This window comes from Laspinema sp. D2d, from assembly GCF_025370755.1.
Classification (GTDB): Bacteria; Cyanobacteriota; Cyanobacteriia; order Cyanobacteriales; family Laspinemataceae; genus Laspinema.
Window position 1 is genome coordinate 141,055 of the sequence record NZ_JAMXFC010000002.1, and the last position, 15,716, is coordinate 156,770.

Consider the following 15,716-nt stretch of genomic DNA (forward strand, 5'->3'; position numbering starts at 1 on the left):
TAGCTCTCAAGTCTATAAATTATCTAAAATCAAGTCTTAGTGTACTTAAGTTATAAAAAGAGTAACAATAACAAAAATAAGTATATCGGCTTAGGATTATTCCTGGGGCTGATTTTACCCGATGGGGATCGAGGATGGGCTTAGGTTTCACTGTGGAACAGAGGGATCGACCGTTCCCTGCTTTGACTGAAGGGGGGGGGAGAAAAGGTTGGATCCAGCGTAAATTCTCGGACCGATCGCCCTCTGGAAGATTTGTGTTAATAATTGTGAATCTTTGCCTGGGCGATCGCATTTCCGAATCTCAAGCAAGACCCTACCGTTACCTCCGGTCCCCTCCCCTTGGCAAGGGGAGGGTTAGGGTGGGGTCCTCCTGGCGTGACAAAACCACGTCAGGAGGAATGAGTGGGTAGAGGGTGTCAGCGTTACAAAGAAAGAGGTTTCCTCAGCTTCCATACAGTCGAGCTTGCCTGCAAGAGTGCTTGACGTAGGGAATCGCTCAAGAAGAACCCCACCCTAACCCTCCCCTTGGCAAGGGGAGGGGACCGGAGGTGAAAAACCTACTTTTGTAAGGATTTATTCTCCACCGGGCATTGCTGCTACAGCTTGAAGAACCAGCGCCGACGGTAGAGGCCCCAGAGAATCCAGGTCCAAAAGATTAGGGTCGCGAGGGCGATCGCAAAGGACCCGTGCAGTTGGCCCCAGATGGGAACGAACCCATTACGATACATCCAGGTATAGAGACTGGGGGCATCGGTGGCGGTACTGACGGGAGTAAAGAGCAAAATTCGGGCGAGAAACCCCGAGGCAACGAACACAAAAATGGCATTGAGTCCCATCACCTTAAAGGGAAAGGCCCAGCTTCGCCATTGCCGGACTTCCACCATCTCGTAACAAGCGGCCAATAATATGAGGGACCAACCGGCACTTAACACCACATAAGAACTGGTCCAGAGTTGTTTGTTAATGGGGAAAACTAGGCCCCAGAGTGAGCCGGTGGCAATTGTCACAAGGGCAACTCCGGCCATTTGCAGGCTGGTGCGGGAGGTGACGGGCTGTTTCTGCAACCAGTCCCCAATAAAAAAGCCTAGGAGGAGGGTCACCACGGAAGGGAGGGTACTGAGTAATCCCTCGGGTTCAAAGCTGCCATCGCCCAAAATATGGGGGGGTGTCAAAATCAGGCGATCGAGATAGGCAACGAGGGTCCCGGCACCTTTGGCGGATAAATCCCCGGGACCATAACCGGGAACGGGAATCAGGGTGAGGGCGAACCAATATCCGAGGAGAAGGGCAAGGCAGAGGAACCCCAGACGACGACGGGAGAGGTTGAGGATGGCGATCGCCCCCAACAGATAAGCCAAACTAATCCGTTGCAACACTCCCATAATCCGTAGGGTGCCAAAATCCAGGGGTTGACCTTGTAGTAAAGTCTTCAGGACTAGGGTTGATCCATTTAAAAATAAGCCTAAACCGAAGAGAATGGCCGCACGACGGAGGATTTTGAAGTAAACAGCAGCACCAGGGGGGGAATTGGGGGAGTCGGTATATTTGGTAAAAGAAAAGGCCATTGCCACCCCAGAGATGAATAGGAATGCGGGGAAAATCAGGTCTGTGGGGGTGAACCCATGCCAGGGTGCATGGAGAAGCGGGGGATAAACCTGCTGCCAGCTACCGGGGTTATTGACCAGAATCATACTGGCGATCGCCATGCCGCGAAACACATCCAAAGAAGTCAGTCGCATAGAATTAGGCAAGTTCTGAACCGAGGGATTTTTATTAGGGTTATTGCTTTCAAGGAGTGGAGATCCCCCCAACCCCCCTTAAGAAGGGGGGCTTTTTAGAATTATGCAAGAAGCCTGTTTAAAAAAAGCACAGGATAATTCTATCCTGTGCGCTTATAATAATAGTTATTCAACCCATTAGAATAAGGAAAAAAGGAATTAATATGACAAGTCAAGTGAAGACTGATGAAGACTTTATGAGACTGGCGATCGCCAAAGCAATGGAAGGAGTCAACAATGGGGAAGATCCTTTTGGCTCTTGTATCGTTAAAGATGGTGAAGTGGTGAGCTGTGAGCATAACATCTGCACCAGTAGCGTCGATGTTACAGCCCATGCGGAAGTTCATGCCATTCGGGCGGCCTCTCAGAAATTAAATAGGATGGACCTATCCGGTTGTGTGATTTATAGCACTTGCGAACCTTGTCCGATGTGTTTTACTGCTGCTTATTGGGCCAAACTGGATAAAATTGTGTTTGGAACTCGGATAGCCGATGCTTGTGCGATCGGGTTTACCCAACTTAATCTTTCTTGTCAAGAATTGAAACAGTTTGGGAGTAATGTAGAATTAGTGGGAGATGTTTTAAAAGAAGAAAGTTTAGACCTGTTTCGACATTGGGTTTTGCTGAATTCTTAATCGCGGTGAAAGGCTAACTTTTATCCGGTCCTTGACTAGGAAAATTTTGATAAAAATAGCTGTCCCCATTCATCTATCTTGGAGGATAGAGAACAGGGACAGCGCGATCGCCGGTTTAATTTGTTACCCTCGGACATAGCCAAACATCAGGCCACAACTGAGGCTTGAGGACGGGCAAAAATCATCCGACCGGCAGCAGTTTGTAAGGAAGAGGTGACCACAACTCGCAACTGGTCACCGATATGTTTGCGGCCTTCTTCTACCACTACCATTGTGCCATCATCTAAATATCCCACTCCTTGAGCCTCTTCCTTACCTTCTTTGAGAATTTTCAGGTCGAGACTGTCTCCGGGGAGATAGACCGGACGAACCGCTTGGGTCAAGTCGTTGATATTTAGAACTAAAACCTTTTGCACTGTGGCAACTTTGGACAAATTATAGTCATTGGTCAGCAAAGTCGCATTAATTTCTTGGGCCAACCGGACCAATTTTGCATCGACGGTTTGTAGGTCTTCATAGTCTGCGGGATGGATGACAATGCGTTCGGCATAGCTTTCCTTAATCCGATTCAGGACATCAAGTCCCCGACGACCCCGGACCCGTTTTTGGTCGTTGGAGGCATCGGCCACCATTTGCAATTCCTGCAAGACGAACTGGGGCACAAGGATTTGTCCTTCTAAAAACCCGGTGGCGAGGAGAGTTTCTACCCGACCATCGATAATGCAACTGGTATCCAAAATTTTCGTCGCGGCGGATTTTAAGGTTCCTTCCGCAACTAACATGGATTCGAGACTGCTGGGGTTAATCAGGCGCAGGAAGGCCCGACCATGCGCATCGGCAAGGGTGACGCCCAAAAACGCAAACATCACGCTGCCGAGGATGGCGGCGAGGGGTTTGATAAACCCAAATTCATGGGGGATCGGCAGCAAGAACACGGGGGCCAGCATTAAATTGGCAACCAAGAGACCCATGACGAGACCGATCGCCCGGGTAATCAGCATATCAATGGGCATTTGTCGAACTTGCTTTTCCATCCGTCGGTAGGTGGTTTGTACCGCTAGACCGACGGCCCCCCCGACCAAGGCGGCAAACCCGGTGGTGACCGATCGCAACCCGTCGAGATTAGTAACTTGGGCGATCGCGGAGGCGGGAAGCAGTTCTATGCTGTAGAAACCGATCCCCGCCGCTGCTAGAATGAATGAGAGAATGATGATTGCATTAAGCATGATTGCGCCACTCAAAAGAGTAAGGTTTCAACTCAAGCTTGTCTATGCGGGGTAAGCATTTTCAGGGATGTTTTCCCGGCATTTTGTGAAGACCGCTGATTGAGTTGATTGTAGAAAGACATCTTGATTATACTATTAAGTTTTCTGGTGTTCTACGGTTTGGACTCTCTTCATCTTAAGTCACTCCGGAGAGGGATATGCAGTTTCCACCTAAATTTAAGGCATCCATAGTGGCTACATCCTCGACTGAATCGACGATCCCACAGATTCCCCAGTCTGCTTATCTGCATATTCCGTTTTGTCGTCGTCGCTGTTTTTATTGCGATTTTCCCGTATCTGTGGTGGGCGATCGCAAGCAGGGGGAGGACTCGGGAACGATTGTCGAGTATGTGGCGTGGCTGATTACGGAAATTGAGAACACTCCGGTTTGGGGTCAGCCCCTGAAAACGGTGTTTTTTGGCGGGGGTACGCCGTCCCTGTTATCGGTTTCCCAGTTAGGTCAAATTTTGGATAGTCTCGATCGCCGCTTTGGAATTGCCGCCAATGCAGAAATTTCGATGGAGATGGATCCGGGGACTTTTGACCGGGACCACTTGGCAGGATATTGCCATGTCGGAATCAATCGGGTAAGTCTGGGAGTGCAGGCGTTTCAGGATGACTTGTTGGCTGACTGTGGGCGATCGCACCGGACTGTAGATATTTTAAATGCCGTTGAGCTAATGGGCCAGGTGGGAATCGAGAATTTTAGTCTGGATTTGATTTCAGGACTGCCTCACCAAACTTTAGAACAGTGGCAAGACTCCCTGAATCAGGCAGTTGCCCTCCATCCGGCCCATATTTCTAGTTATGATTTGATTGTGGAAGCGGGAACCGCCTTTTCCCGGACCTACGAACCCGGGGTTTCTCCCTTACCCACCGATGAAAATAGCGCCCAAATGTATCGAATGGCGGTTGAGACCCTAACGGCGGCGGGGTATGAACATTATGAAGTCTCGAATTATGCGCAGTCGGGCTATCAGTGTCGGCATAATCGGGTCTATTGGGAAAATCGCCCTTGCTATGGATTTGGCATGGGGGCGGCGAGTTATGTCGGGGGCCAACGGTTCACTCGTCCTCGGACTAGGCGCGAGTATTATGCTTGGGTGCAAGAGTGGCAGGGCAATGGGGGAGTTCTTTCTATCCTAGAAACCCCCGGGGAGGAGGTGTTGTTGGAAACCTTGATGTTGGGATTGCGATTAGCCGATGGGATTGATCTTGCGCACTTCACCCAGCAGTTTGGGGGCGATCGCCTCCGTCAGCTTTGGCAGTGTCTTCTCCCCTATTATCGCCAAGGCTGGGTTCAGGTTCACTCCCCTGGGGAATCCCTAGATTTTGGTCCCAGTCTGCCCCCCTCGGGTGCCATCCGACTCTCCGACCCCGAAGGATTTTTATTTTCCAACACCATTTTAGCCACTATTTTTGAAGCCCTAGAAAAATAAGAGGGCTGGGGCAATCTTTCGTCTACTTCTTAAGGCATACCTCTTGGGGAATAGATACAAAGTGGATCCGTAATTCTACGGACACAAAATAGTCCAGAAAAGAGCTAAATCAGATCCAATCCGGATCGATTTAGCAATTTTTCTCTCAGCGCTTCATATTGGTTTTAAAAACTCCCCGTCAACTTTACATAAACTTTATATAAGCCTTCAATTTTGGACCGTAAATCGGGGAAAATCCTCTACCAAGAGATAGAGAGACAATTCAGAATTCACGTGCAAATAATATACCTATAAGGATAAGGCAGGTTACGGGGTGAGACATTCAATCCGGTGTCATGACCCAGGTTAGCGTTGCACTGATACTTTGTTCCCGAGTTGTTCTGCTGGTACACCAGTCGGGTTGTAATTCGCGATCGCTTTTGTAGCAGAAGGGGTGAAGGCTATGGGCGCATGAGGTTCAATCGGCTGAATCGACTGCCACCAAACCTTTAACTGGAATACTGGTTTTTTATGACACCTCTTGCCCCATCATTTTATGGTATAATAGAGAGTTGACTAACTCTCTAGGGCGGGGTGCAATGCGAAGTTAACGCATTGCTGATTAGTCATACCTTCCATCGGTTACCTCAAATCGACTCAAGGGTTAATCGTAACACCTATTTGGGTGGGTCAGAGGTCTATCTTAAGCAAATTTAGTGATCGCCAATCTAATCGGTGTCATGAACTCAAGGCACAATGCCTAGGTGATACCCGATTCAAGTTAATTATAAATTGCTCCCCCCGTAACTTATGAACCCCGTTAATTTAACAGTAGCAATTCCAACTTATAATGGCGAAACCCGCTTAAGTGACGTCCTTGATCACCTGAAATCACAAGTGGGAACCGAAGCATTTTCATGGGAAGTTATTGTAGTCGATAACAATAGCAGCGATCGCACAGCAGCCGTGGTTCGAGAGTATCAGAAAACCTGGCCCTCAGCCTATCCCTTACGGTATTGTTTTGCCCCGGAACAGGGTGCAGCTTTTGCCCGACAACGGGCAGTAGAAAAAGCTCAAGGGGAGTTGATTGGGTTTTTAGATGATGATAATTTACCCGAACCGGACTGGGTAGCCGCTGCCTATGAGTTTGGGAAAAATCATCCCGGAGTCGGGGCATTTGGTAGCCAAATTCATGGGCTGTTTTATGAAAAGAAACCCGAAGAAAAACTTCCTGAAAATTTCAAGAGAATCGCTTGCTTTTTAGCGATTGTAGAACGGGGAAATAGCCCTCGGAAGTATGACCCCCAACATAAAATCTTGCCCCCAGGGGCTGGATTAGTGGTTCGTAAACAAGTTTGGTTAGAATCGGTCCCGAAACGGTTAGTTTTAAATCACACGGGCAAAGACGCAGGATTAGCCAGTGAAGATTTAGAAGTGTTGTTGCATATTCAAAAAGCCGGGTGGGATATTTGGTATAATCCCGCAATGGTGGTTTACCATAAAATCCCCAACAAGCGGTTAGAACCGGAATATTTGAAACTGTTGGTCCGTTGTGTGGGGTTGAGTCGTCATCGCCTGCGAATGATGACGTTGAAAAGTTGGCAAAGACCCTTAGCATTTCCCGCTTATTTAGCCAATGATTTGCGCCGCTTGGTCCTACATGGAATCCGACATGGAATTGCTATTAAACATGATACGGCAGCCATTTGTGAACGAGAGTTTTTGACCAGTACCTTACTCAGTCCGCTGTTTCTGTTGAAACACCAAGGGATTAAGTTAGGGGAAAGAAGTGGCGATCGCACTTCTGAGAGGGCGGATCAAACCTCCCTAGAAGAGTTGGCGGAAGCTTTTGAAAAAGAACGGTTTTGCCTGCATTCTCAAGGGGTTTACCCCCTAAATGGAACCGCAGGCGATCGCCCTCATACGGAAATTTTATTGCGCTTGCAAGATGCCGAGGGGAAACTGTTACTGCCGAATCAATTTATGCCCGTAGCAGAACAGTATAATCTAATGGGGACAATGGATCGATGGACAATCCGAAAACTCTGCGCTCAAATTGCAGAAGCCGGGGACAAGTTTCACCGGGGTCTATATGAAATCAATTTATCGGAAACCAGTTTATGCGATCGCCACTTAATTGAGTTTCTGGTAGAGGAATTAGAGTTTTATAAAATTCCCCCTGAACTGTTTTGCTTCTGCCTTCCCGAAACCGTGGCGATCGGTCATTTACCCCGCCTCCAAGAATTGAATCACCGCTTACAATCTTTGGGCTGCCAGTTGGCCCTAGACGGAGTGGGTAATGCTCAATCTTCCCGGGATTATCTCCAATTACTACCCGTTAATTATCTCAAGTTAGAGGGGCAATTAATGCACGCTATCTCCAACAATTTTGGGAGTTTAAATGCAGTAAAAAATATTAATAAGCTGGGCCAAAATTTGGGAATCAAAACAATTGCTACCCATGTAGAAAATTCGGCTATCATAGAACAAATTCAAAGAATAGGGTTTAATTACATTCAGGGATATGGAATAGAATATCCCCATCCCCTTTCCTTTGAATCCGTACTGTCTAGTGATTGGGTGAACAAGTTCGTAAAACCCGAAATTTCAATTGAACCCGAACCTTCTCAATCCCTTGTCTCAAGTTTAGCCGAACTGTTAGCCCCAACTCCCGTGGAAAGCGAGTTAGTTATCTGATTTGTACTTGACATCTACTGAAATCCAATGAATGCCATCGCCTTTACGATCGCCATCCCCACCTATAATGGGGCAACCCGATTATCGAAACTTCTGGACTGCTTGCGATCGCAAATTCGCACCGAACAATTCACTTGGGAAATTGTCGTCATTGATAACAACAGTCAGGATAACACCGCTGAAGTTATTCGCAATTATCAAACGGATTGGCCCTCCGCCTATCCCTTACATTATTATTTTGAACCCCAACAAGGACTCGCTTTTGCCCGACAGCGGGCGATTGATGAAGCCAAAGGAACCTGGGTGGGATTTTTAGATGATGATAATTTACCCGCATCCGATTGGGTAGCAGAAGCCTACAAGTTTGCTCAAACTTATCCTCAAGCGGGTGCGTTTGGCGGGCAAATTCATGGCAGCTTTGAAAGTCCACCCCCAGAAAATTTTCACCGTATTCAATCCTTTTTAGCCATTCGGGAACGAGGGTCAAAACCCCATTTATATAAACCGGAACAGTTAAGTTTACCCCCCGGGGCCGGTTTAGTGGTGCGTAAACAAGCTTGGAATGAAACTGTTCCTCGGCGCTTACAATTAATCGGGCGGGTCAATGGTTCCACCTTAGCGGGAGAAGATTTTGAAACCTTACTCTATTTGCACCAAGGAGGATGGGAAATTTGGTACTGTCCCACCCTGCATAGTTACCATCAAATCCCCCAACACCGATTGGAACTAGCCTCATTAATGTCCCTAATTCGAGGCTGTGGATTATGCATTTGTCACCTGCGCTTGCTTCATACCAGTCCCCAAGAAAAACCCATTGCGATCGCCCGGATCTTACTCGGCAATTTACGGCGAATTGTCCGCCATCTGATCCAGTATCGCGGATTAGTCAAGACTGATCCCATTGCCGCTTGTGAGTTGGAGTTTTTTTTAAGTAGTTTTCTGAGTCCTTTTTACTATTTACAAAGCCAATTCACTGAAAAATAAGTAAACAAGAAATTAAGAAACCTCTTGCAAACTTCTAAAAAGCCCTCGTTAATAAGGGGGTTTGGGGGGCAATTTGCTATTTTGCAAGCGGCTTAATAAAATTCCATATTAAATCACCCAATCTATTAACAAATCAGGGAAAATTATCATGAAAAATCCAGTCATTGCGATCGGCCTTGATGCAGCGGACCCAGAGTTATTAGAAACTTGGATGGACCAGGGATATTTAAGTAATCTCAAACAGTTGAAAGACCGAGGGGCTTATGGTCGGTTGACCAACATAGAATATTACAAAGCCGAAACCCCTTGGACCACCTTTTTAACGGGATGCTTACCGAATAAAACCGGATATTGGTCCCCGGTAAAATTTCAGGAAGGCAGCTATAACGTGTCCGAAATAGGCGCGTATGATTTTCAGGAATATTCGCCTTTTTATGCCTTGGGAGACCAATATCGCGTCGCGGTATTTGATGTACCCCAATCTCGCTTGTGCGATCGCGTCAATGGGGAGCAAGTTTTGGCCTGGGGTGCACATTCGCCACAAACCCCCAGTGTCTCTCACCCGCCGGAATTGCTGAATCAGCTTAACCAGAACTATGGGAAACATCCGGCCCTGCATCGGGATCATGGGGATTGGTGGGATCATGCCTATCTGTCTCGCTTACAAAAAACCTTGCATCAAGGCATCGATCGCCGGGGGGCGATCGTCCGAAATTTACTCCAACAGGAACCCTGGGATCTCTTGTTAACCGTATTTGGTGAGACCCATTCTGCTGGACATGACTTGTGGTATCTCAGCCAACCGGACCACCCCCTGTATGAACACAAGCTGGATGCCGCCTCAGAAGACCCCATGTTAGCCATCTTTGAAGCTGTTGATCGCACGCTAGGTACTTTATTATCTGAAGTACCAGAGGACAGTTATCTCGTGCTATTTTCCGCACATGGTAGCGGGAACAATACCACCGATGTTCCGAGTATGCTGTTTCTGCCCGAATTTTTATACCGCTTCAGCTTTCCGGGGAAAGTGGCGATCGCATCCGGAAAAGCCGGAACTATCCCCGAGGCGATCGTCAGCGAACCCAGGCGGAAAACCTGGACTGGGGAAATTTGGGAACGCAAGTATAGCCCCAACCCCCTCAAACAATTCCTCCGGCAAGAACTCCCCAGTCAGTTCCACCCCCTACTCGATCGCCTCCTGGGAACCTTTGGAGAAGCCCCATTAGGGTCACCAGACCAGTTGCGCCAGCAAGGCAATCCCCTATTCTGGCAACCCTCTACTTGGTATAGTCCCTTATGGCCGCAAATGAAAGCTTTTGCTCTTCCCAGCTATTCTGAAGGATACATCCGCATTAACCTAGCGGGTCGCGAACCCAATGGCATCGTCTCACCGGAAGAGTATGAGGGATTGTGCCAAGAGATCACCGCCCAACTCTATGGATGGACCAATGCGCGCACCGGAGGCCCCGTGGTAAAAAAAGTGATTCACACCCCTCCCACCTCTCACACCCGTCCTGATGCTGATTTAATCGTCCTTTGGAATGACACCCCCGCCGATGTGATAGATTGTGGTCAATTCGGGCGTATCGGTCCCGTCCCCTATCGACGCACCGGCAGTCATCGCAACCGAGGATTTTTAAACATTACAGGCCCTGGAATTCGGCCCGGAACTCAACTGCGAGAGGGTCATGGGGTAGATTTAGCCCCGACCATTCTCCATTTGATGAATGCCCCGATTCCTCACTATTATGATGGCACTTCCCTAGTCGAGAAGTCCGTTTTAGTCGCCTAACCCGACCCGGGGATCTCTTTACCAACTCTAGGGGATAGAGAATTTTTTCTCAGTCGAAAAAAATACTCCTAGAGGATGAGACGCCCCGATTCAATTCTGCTGTACAAAATAGGAAGAGGCGGATCTCACTCTAAAGGTAGAGCGGGGATGAGATAGCAGGGGACAGCCTGCTGAAATCCCAAACCAACTCACGTCACCGAGCAAGCATACAGGGAGAGAGAAGTAAAAATGACGAGTCCAAATTATACGGTGCAGCTTCAAAATAAAAAAGCTTTAAAATTTGCCCTCGGTTGGCGGTTCTTTCATTTATTAGAAGAAATAGAAATGGCCTTGCTTCAATGGGTTCCTTCCTCCATCGGGACCGGGTTGCGGGGACTGGTTTATAAAACAATTTTCGGTAAACTCGGTAAAGGAGTGCGCATCAAAACTGGCGTAGAATTTTTCTGCGCCTATCGGATGGAAATCGGTCAAAAAGTCTTAGTGGAACGAGATGTGAGAATCCGCAGCATTGGACCGAAAGATAAAATTAAAATTGGGGATGGCGTTTCCTTCGATCGCGGAGTGGATATCAAAGCACATGGCAATCAAAACGGCATTGAAATCGGCGATCGCACCTATATTGGTCCCTATACCTGTCTCTCCGGGGGCAAACTCAAAATCGGCAAAGACTGTTTAATTGCTTCCCATTCTAGTATTTACTCTAACAATCATATTTTTTCAAACGTGGGTCAGAATATTAACCAACAAGGGAATAGTTATGAAGGCATTACCATTGAAGACAATTGCTGGTTAGGAACTGGGGTCAAAGTCATGGATGGGGTCACCATTGGCGAAGGCAGCATCATCGGTGCCGGGGCCATTGTAACTAAAAATATTCCCCCCTATTCCATTGCCGTAGGCGTTCCCGCTAAAGTCATTTCTTCCCGCCGAGAGGTAGCAGTAGTTTGAGGGAGGATGGGGGGATGGGATGGGGGAGATGGGGGAGATAGGGGAGATAGGGGAGATAGGGGAGATAGGGGAGATGGGGGAGATAGGGTAGATAGGGAGGAAACGACTCAAGTCGTGACGTTTAACTGGGGATAACAACTTCAGTCAATCTCCCGCATCTTCCGTCTCTCCCGCATCTTCCGTCTCTCCCGCATCTTCCGTCTCTCCCGCATCTCCCCCATCCTCCCCATCTCCCCCATCTCCCCCATCTCCCCCATCTCCCCCATCCTCCCCATCTCCCCCATCCCCTCACCCCATCACCAATGCGATCGCAGTACAATAGTCCTACCGGCATCCCTGCGAACACATTATGATGAGTAATCTTCCCGATTTTGGTGAGTACGGCTATCAGGTTATCCGAGAATTGGGTCACAACCTTGCTGGGGGTCGCGTGACTTACCTGGCGAGTCGTAGTAAAACCGCAGCACCTACTTCCGATGTCACTCCCGATCCGGCTGATTTAGTGGCAATTAAACAGTTTCAGTTTGCCAGTACCAGTGATGCGGGGTGGGCGGGTTATGAGGCATATCAGCGCGAAATTCAAGTGCTTCAGGGGCTAAATCATCCCGGTATCCCCCGCTATTTAGATTCCTTTGAGAGTCCCCGGGGATTTTGTATGGTTCAGGAGTACAAACCGGCAGAATCCCTGGCGCAACAGCGCACCTGGCATCCGATTCAAGTCAAAGAGGTTGCTGTAGCCCTGTTGTCGATTTTAGTTTACCTGCAAAATCGCCTCCCTGCGGTAATTCACCGGGATATCAAACCCGAAAATATTCTGGTTGATCAACAGATGAATGTCTATTTGGTCGATTTTGGATTTGCTCATCTTGGGGAGGGAGAAGTTGCGGTTAGTAGCATTGTTAAAGGCACTCTGGGGTTTATGCCACCGGAGCAATTATTTAATCGGGAATTGACTCCGGCTTCGGATTTATATGGAGTGGGAGCGACTTTAATTTGTTTACTGACGGGGACAAAATCCCAAGACATTGGGGAGTTAATTGACCCGAGTTATCGGATTCATTTTCAGAAACGGGTTCCTAAAATTAGTCTGGCTTGGATTCAATGGCTGGAAAAAATGGTGGAACCCAAGCCAAAAGACCGTTACCCGAATGCAGAAACCGCCTTAGAAGTGTTGACACCAATTGAGATTAGTCGCACGCCGCAAGTGATTTCTAGTCATCAATTGGTGCAGTTTCGGGGGACAAAGTTAGGAGAACCAATTACCCAAACAATTTCGATTAAAAATCCCGTTCCCGGGACGATGCTAACGGGGAAATGGAAGGTGGCTCCTTATCGGAGAGATGGCTACTTTTCCAAAAATAATCATCCCTGGATTGCGATCGCCCCAGCCCGGTTTAAGGGGAATCAAGTTGAATGTACCATCACCGTGGATACCCGCAATTTGATAGCCGATCGCATTTATGACCGCGAATTATTATTACAGGCAAATTCAGACCGAAAGTTATATCGAGTCGCCCTTAAAATTAAAACCGCCCCGGAACCTGTAGAAGAGATAAAATTACCCTATCCTTTGCTGGGAATTTTGCTAAGTTTAGCCTTGAATCTAGTCTGGACTTCACCTTTAAATGTGGTAGGAAATTGGCTCGGGTCGTTTAGTGATTCAGTTTGGGGCGTGGTCGTATTCCTGTTTTTATTTCCCTGGACTGTGCTTTCTACCATTCGGACGATCGCCCAGAATCCGGGTCCGGCTGCCACAGGTGCGATCGCCGGGAGTATCAGTAGTGCCGTGATTGCCGCTTTAAGTGCGATCGCTTTTGGCATGGGTTCCATGTCTTGGACTCAAGCGGCACTGGAAGCGGCGATCGCTTCCTCCCTTTTGGGTGCGTTAATCGGTGCCTATGCCGGTATAGGAACCGAAGAATTAATCAGCCGATTACGGGCGATGGGAACAGCCAGAGAAGTATCCCAAACCCTTGCCGGGGCGATCGCCGGGGGAATCTGTGGTGCATGGCCGATTGTGGATATCACCCATTCCCTGTTTAATAGTTGGGCTTGGCTGGGATGGATGGGTTTAAGTATTTTAACAGGGATGGTTGCCGGTGCAGTTTTCGATGAAGTAGAACAGGGCAAAATCTCCCCCGTAAACCCTAAAGATAAACTCAAAATTAGCAATGTTTCGTCGTATTTTGCCGGGGGAATTTCTGTGCTGACGGTGGGATTAGGAATCAGCCTAGGGTTTGCTTTGAATGGGGGAATTTTATCTCATTATTGGGTGAGTTTGCTAATTGGAGCAACCGCGATTCCGTTAGGGAAAATGCTTTATCCTCATTGGATGCGATCGCGCCAAGTGCGGGAGTATCATGAGTCGAAAACAAAACGGATTCAACCTTAATATTTCAGTTCAAGAGTACAGAAACTGGCCCTGTGCTCTTTTTTTAATAGTTTATAACCCCAATAAATTCACTTTTGATAAAAATTAGCCTGAACATTGACTATCAGATGATAAATCTTGACAAAAATAAATGAAGTTGATAAAATTCCGGGAACCAGGAGCGAGCAACGCAACTTTAAGTTAACGTTCAGCGTGGGTTGGTTTATTAGTCTAACTCGGAGTGTAGAGGAATGTCAAATTTATTTAGAATGCTGGCCGATCTTGCAGAAGATCCAGCTAAATTGGAAGAATTTAGAAATGATCCGAATGCGGTGATGGATGAGTATCAATTGACCGAAGAGCAAAAACAGTTGCTCACCAGTGGCAATCAAGGAGACTTTATCCGGGCTATTATGGACGAACATAATCAGAAATTCGGGCCTTTTGGGGGTAGATTGGGCTGTATCTAATATTCTCTGTTTCCTTTACAGGTATATTGGGGTGATTCAACCAGCAACAAGGGCAATGCCTACCCGACTGGAAAAAGGGTTAGGGGTGAATTCGTCCCTAATCCATTCCCTTGGATAGGGGAAGGGTCACACGAACGGTTCACCGGACTGATTTTTTATAATCCAAAAAATATGGCAAGCGATGTTATTTTTGAGCCTTTAAACTTTCGCAATTTAACCGTTAAAAACCGAATTTTTCGCTCCAATACCTACGGAAATTTTAACGATCCTGATGGCATTGGCACTCCCGAACGAATTGCCTGGGAAGAAAAATTTGCACGGGGCGGTGTGGGAGCCATTCTCTCTTCAGTCGTGCCGGTTGCCAACACAGGGAGAATGGCTCCCAACTGTCCTACGCTTCATGAGGACGATCGCATTCCGTTTTGGCAAAAAGTAGCAGAAACAGTGCATCACTATGACTGTAAATATATCGTTCAACTCAGCTACGGGGGTAGCCATCTCGGTTTGCTCAGTTCTCAGCTCACCCCGGATGGAATTCAAGAGATTATTCAAGACTTTGCAGATGCAGCGCGGCGATCGCGAGAAGCCGGACTCGATGGGGTGGAAATTGATGCCACCAGTGGCGGCACTGGACAGTTTATCGCGGATTTGACCGAGAGTCGCACTAAGCCTCCAGTCAATCTAATCGCTCAGTTTTTGCGAGGGGATGTTAACCCGCGCACCGATGACTATGGGCAGTCTTTAGAAAATCGCTGCCGTTTTTTAATCGAAGTGGTGAAAGCAATCCGGCAACAGGTGGGTGATGATTTTCACCTCCAAATTAAAATCGAGGGGGGTGAGAATTTAGAGGAAGATATCCAGATTGCTCAAAATTTGGAAATCGCCGGTGCAGATGCTCTCCATGCCGGGAGCAAAGTTCCTCAATCTCAACGGTCCTTAACTGATTTTCCCTTAGATATTCAGGGGCCACATATCAACGCCACCCAACGCCTGAAACAAGCGGTGAATATTCCGGTATTATGTACAGGGGGGTTCCAAACCGCCAGCTATATCCGCCACGCGATCGCCGGGGGGTATTGCGACGGGGTGACCATTGCCCGGGCTTTAATTGCCAATAGCAATTTAGTCAACCAATTTGCCCAAGGGGATGACAGCCCAGAACGGCCCTGCTCTTACTGTGAAAAATGCCGCATCAACTTAGTAGACAATCCCTTGGGATGTTATGACGTGACTCGCTATGATGGCAACTATGGGGAAATGATTCGCGAGATGATGTCGGTTTACTTGCATCCGGGCAAATAAGAAGACCCTATGCTGATCCACTTCCCTACCCTAATCGCCGATTTCAAAGGTAAGTC

11 protein-coding genes are annotated in these 15,716 nt (G+C 47.8%); 9 read left to right on the forward strand and 2 right to left on the reverse strand.

Annotation, left to right across the window (positions count from 1 at the left end):
• Nucleotides 1–596: 596 nt before the first annotated feature.
• Complete coding sequence (locus NG796_RS02085; protein ID WP_261204258.1) at nucleotides 597–1,739, reverse strand: acyltransferase family protein; 1,143 nt, start codon at nucleotides 1,737–1,739, stop codon at nucleotides 597–599.
• Nucleotides 1,740–1,942: 203 nt separating this feature from the next.
• Here NG796_RS02085 and NG796_RS02090 point away from each other — a divergent pair, with 203 nt between their 5' ends.
• Complete coding sequence (locus tag NG796_RS02090; RefSeq protein ID WP_261204259.1) at nucleotides 1,943–2,413, forward strand: nucleoside deaminase; 471 nt, start codon at nucleotides 1,943–1,945, stop codon at nucleotides 2,411–2,413.
• 146 nt (nucleotides 2,414–2,559) lie between these two features.
• Here NG796_RS02090 and NG796_RS02095 read toward each other — a convergent pair whose 3' ends face one another.
• The gene (locus NG796_RS02095; protein ID WP_261204260.1) at nucleotides 2,560–3,639 is read right to left on the reverse strand and encodes a PIN/TRAM domain-containing protein; all 1,080 of its coding nucleotides are present in this window, start codon (nucleotides 3,637–3,639) and stop codon (nucleotides 2,560–2,562) included.
• Between the two features lie 197 nt (nucleotides 3,640–3,836).
• Between NG796_RS02095 and hemW the strand changes: the two genes are divergently transcribed.
• The 8 genes from hemW to NG796_RS02140 all read left to right on the forward strand — a co-directional run bounded on the left by hemW (nucleotide 3,837) and on the right by NG796_RS02140 (nucleotide 15,660).
• Nucleotides 3,837–5,117, forward strand: a complete 1,281-nt coding sequence (gene hemW / locus NG796_RS02100; protein ID WP_261204261.1) for a radical SAM family heme chaperone HemW — start codon at nucleotides 3,837–3,839, stop codon at nucleotides 5,115–5,117.
• A gap of 789 nt (nucleotides 5,118–5,906) precedes the next feature.
• On the forward strand, nucleotides 5,907–7,793 hold the full coding sequence (gene hpsE, locus NG796_RS26405; protein WP_317619257.1) for a hormogonium polysaccharide biosynthesis glycosyltransferase HpsE: 1,887 nt from the start codon (nucleotides 5,907–5,909) through the stop codon (nucleotides 7,791–7,793).
• 27 nt (nucleotides 7,794–7,820) lie between these two features.
• Entirely contained in the window at nucleotides 7,821–8,777 is a 957-nt protein-coding gene (gene hpsE, locus NG796_RS02115) for a hormogonium polysaccharide biosynthesis glycosyltransferase HpsE (RefSeq protein WP_261204262.1), read from the forward strand.
• Between the two features lie 148 nt (nucleotides 8,778–8,925).
• The gene (locus NG796_RS02120) at nucleotides 8,926–10,569 is read left to right on the forward strand and encodes an alkaline phosphatase family protein (RefSeq protein WP_261204263.1); all 1,644 of its coding nucleotides are present in this window, start codon (nucleotides 8,926–8,928) and stop codon (nucleotides 10,567–10,569) included.
• Between the two features lie 228 nt (nucleotides 10,570–10,797).
• Entirely contained in the window at nucleotides 10,798–11,517 is a 720-nt protein-coding gene (locus NG796_RS02125) for an acyltransferase (protein WP_317619258.1), read from the forward strand.
• A gap of 349 nt (nucleotides 11,518–11,866) precedes the next feature.
• Nucleotides 11,867–13,909 (forward strand): protein kinase domain-containing protein, encoded by a 2,043-nt coding sequence (locus tag NG796_RS02130; protein WP_261204264.1) that lies wholly within the window; start codon nucleotides 11,867–11,869, stop codon nucleotides 13,907–13,909.
• A 230-nt stretch (nucleotides 13,910–14,139) separates the two neighbouring features.
• Entirely contained in the window at nucleotides 14,140–14,358 is a 219-nt protein-coding gene (locus NG796_RS02135) for a hypothetical protein (protein WP_261204265.1), read from the forward strand.
• Nucleotides 14,359–14,529: 171 nt separating this feature from the next.
• Nucleotides 14,530–15,660 (forward strand): NADH:flavin oxidoreductase, encoded by a 1,131-nt coding sequence (locus tag NG796_RS02140; RefSeq protein ID WP_261204266.1) that lies wholly within the window; start codon nucleotides 14,530–14,532, stop codon nucleotides 15,658–15,660.
• The last annotated feature ends 56 nt before the right edge of the window (nucleotides 15,661–15,716 follow it).

Coding starts and splice junctions, on each gene's coding strand:
- NG796_RS02085 (WP_261204258.1), bottom strand. CDS start 1,739: ATGCGACTGACTTCTTTGGATGTGTTTCGCGGCATGGCGATCGCCAGT.
- NG796_RS02090 (WP_261204259.1), top strand. CDS start 1,943: ATGACAAGTCAAGTGAAGACTGATGAAGACTTTATGAGACTGGCGATC.
- NG796_RS02095 (WP_261204260.1), bottom strand. CDS start 3,639: ATGCTTAATGCAATCATCATTCTCTCATTCATTCTAGCAGCGGCGGGG.
- hemW (WP_261204261.1), top strand. CDS start 3,837: ATGCAGTTTCCACCTAAATTTAAGGCATCCATAGTGGCTACATCCTCG.
- hpsE (WP_317619257.1), top strand. CDS start 5,907: ATGAACCCCGTTAATTTAACAGTAGCAATTCCAACTTATAATGGCGAA.
- hpsE (WP_261204262.1), top strand. CDS start 7,821: ATGAATGCCATCGCCTTTACGATCGCCATCCCCACCTATAATGGGGCA.
- NG796_RS02120 (WP_261204263.1), top strand. CDS start 8,926: ATGAAAAATCCAGTCATTGCGATCGGCCTTGATGCAGCGGACCCAGAG.
- NG796_RS02125 (WP_317619258.1), top strand. CDS start 10,798: ATGACGAGTCCAAATTATACGGTGCAGCTTCAAAATAAAAAAGCTTTA.
- NG796_RS02130 (WP_261204264.1), top strand. CDS start 11,867: ATGATGAGTAATCTTCCCGATTTTGGTGAGTACGGCTATCAGGTTATC.
- NG796_RS02135 (WP_261204265.1), top strand. CDS start 14,140: ATGTCAAATTTATTTAGAATGCTGGCCGATCTTGCAGAAGATCCAGCT.
- NG796_RS02140 (WP_261204266.1), top strand. CDS start 14,530: ATGGCAAGCGATGTTATTTTTGAGCCTTTAAACTTTCGCAATTTAACC.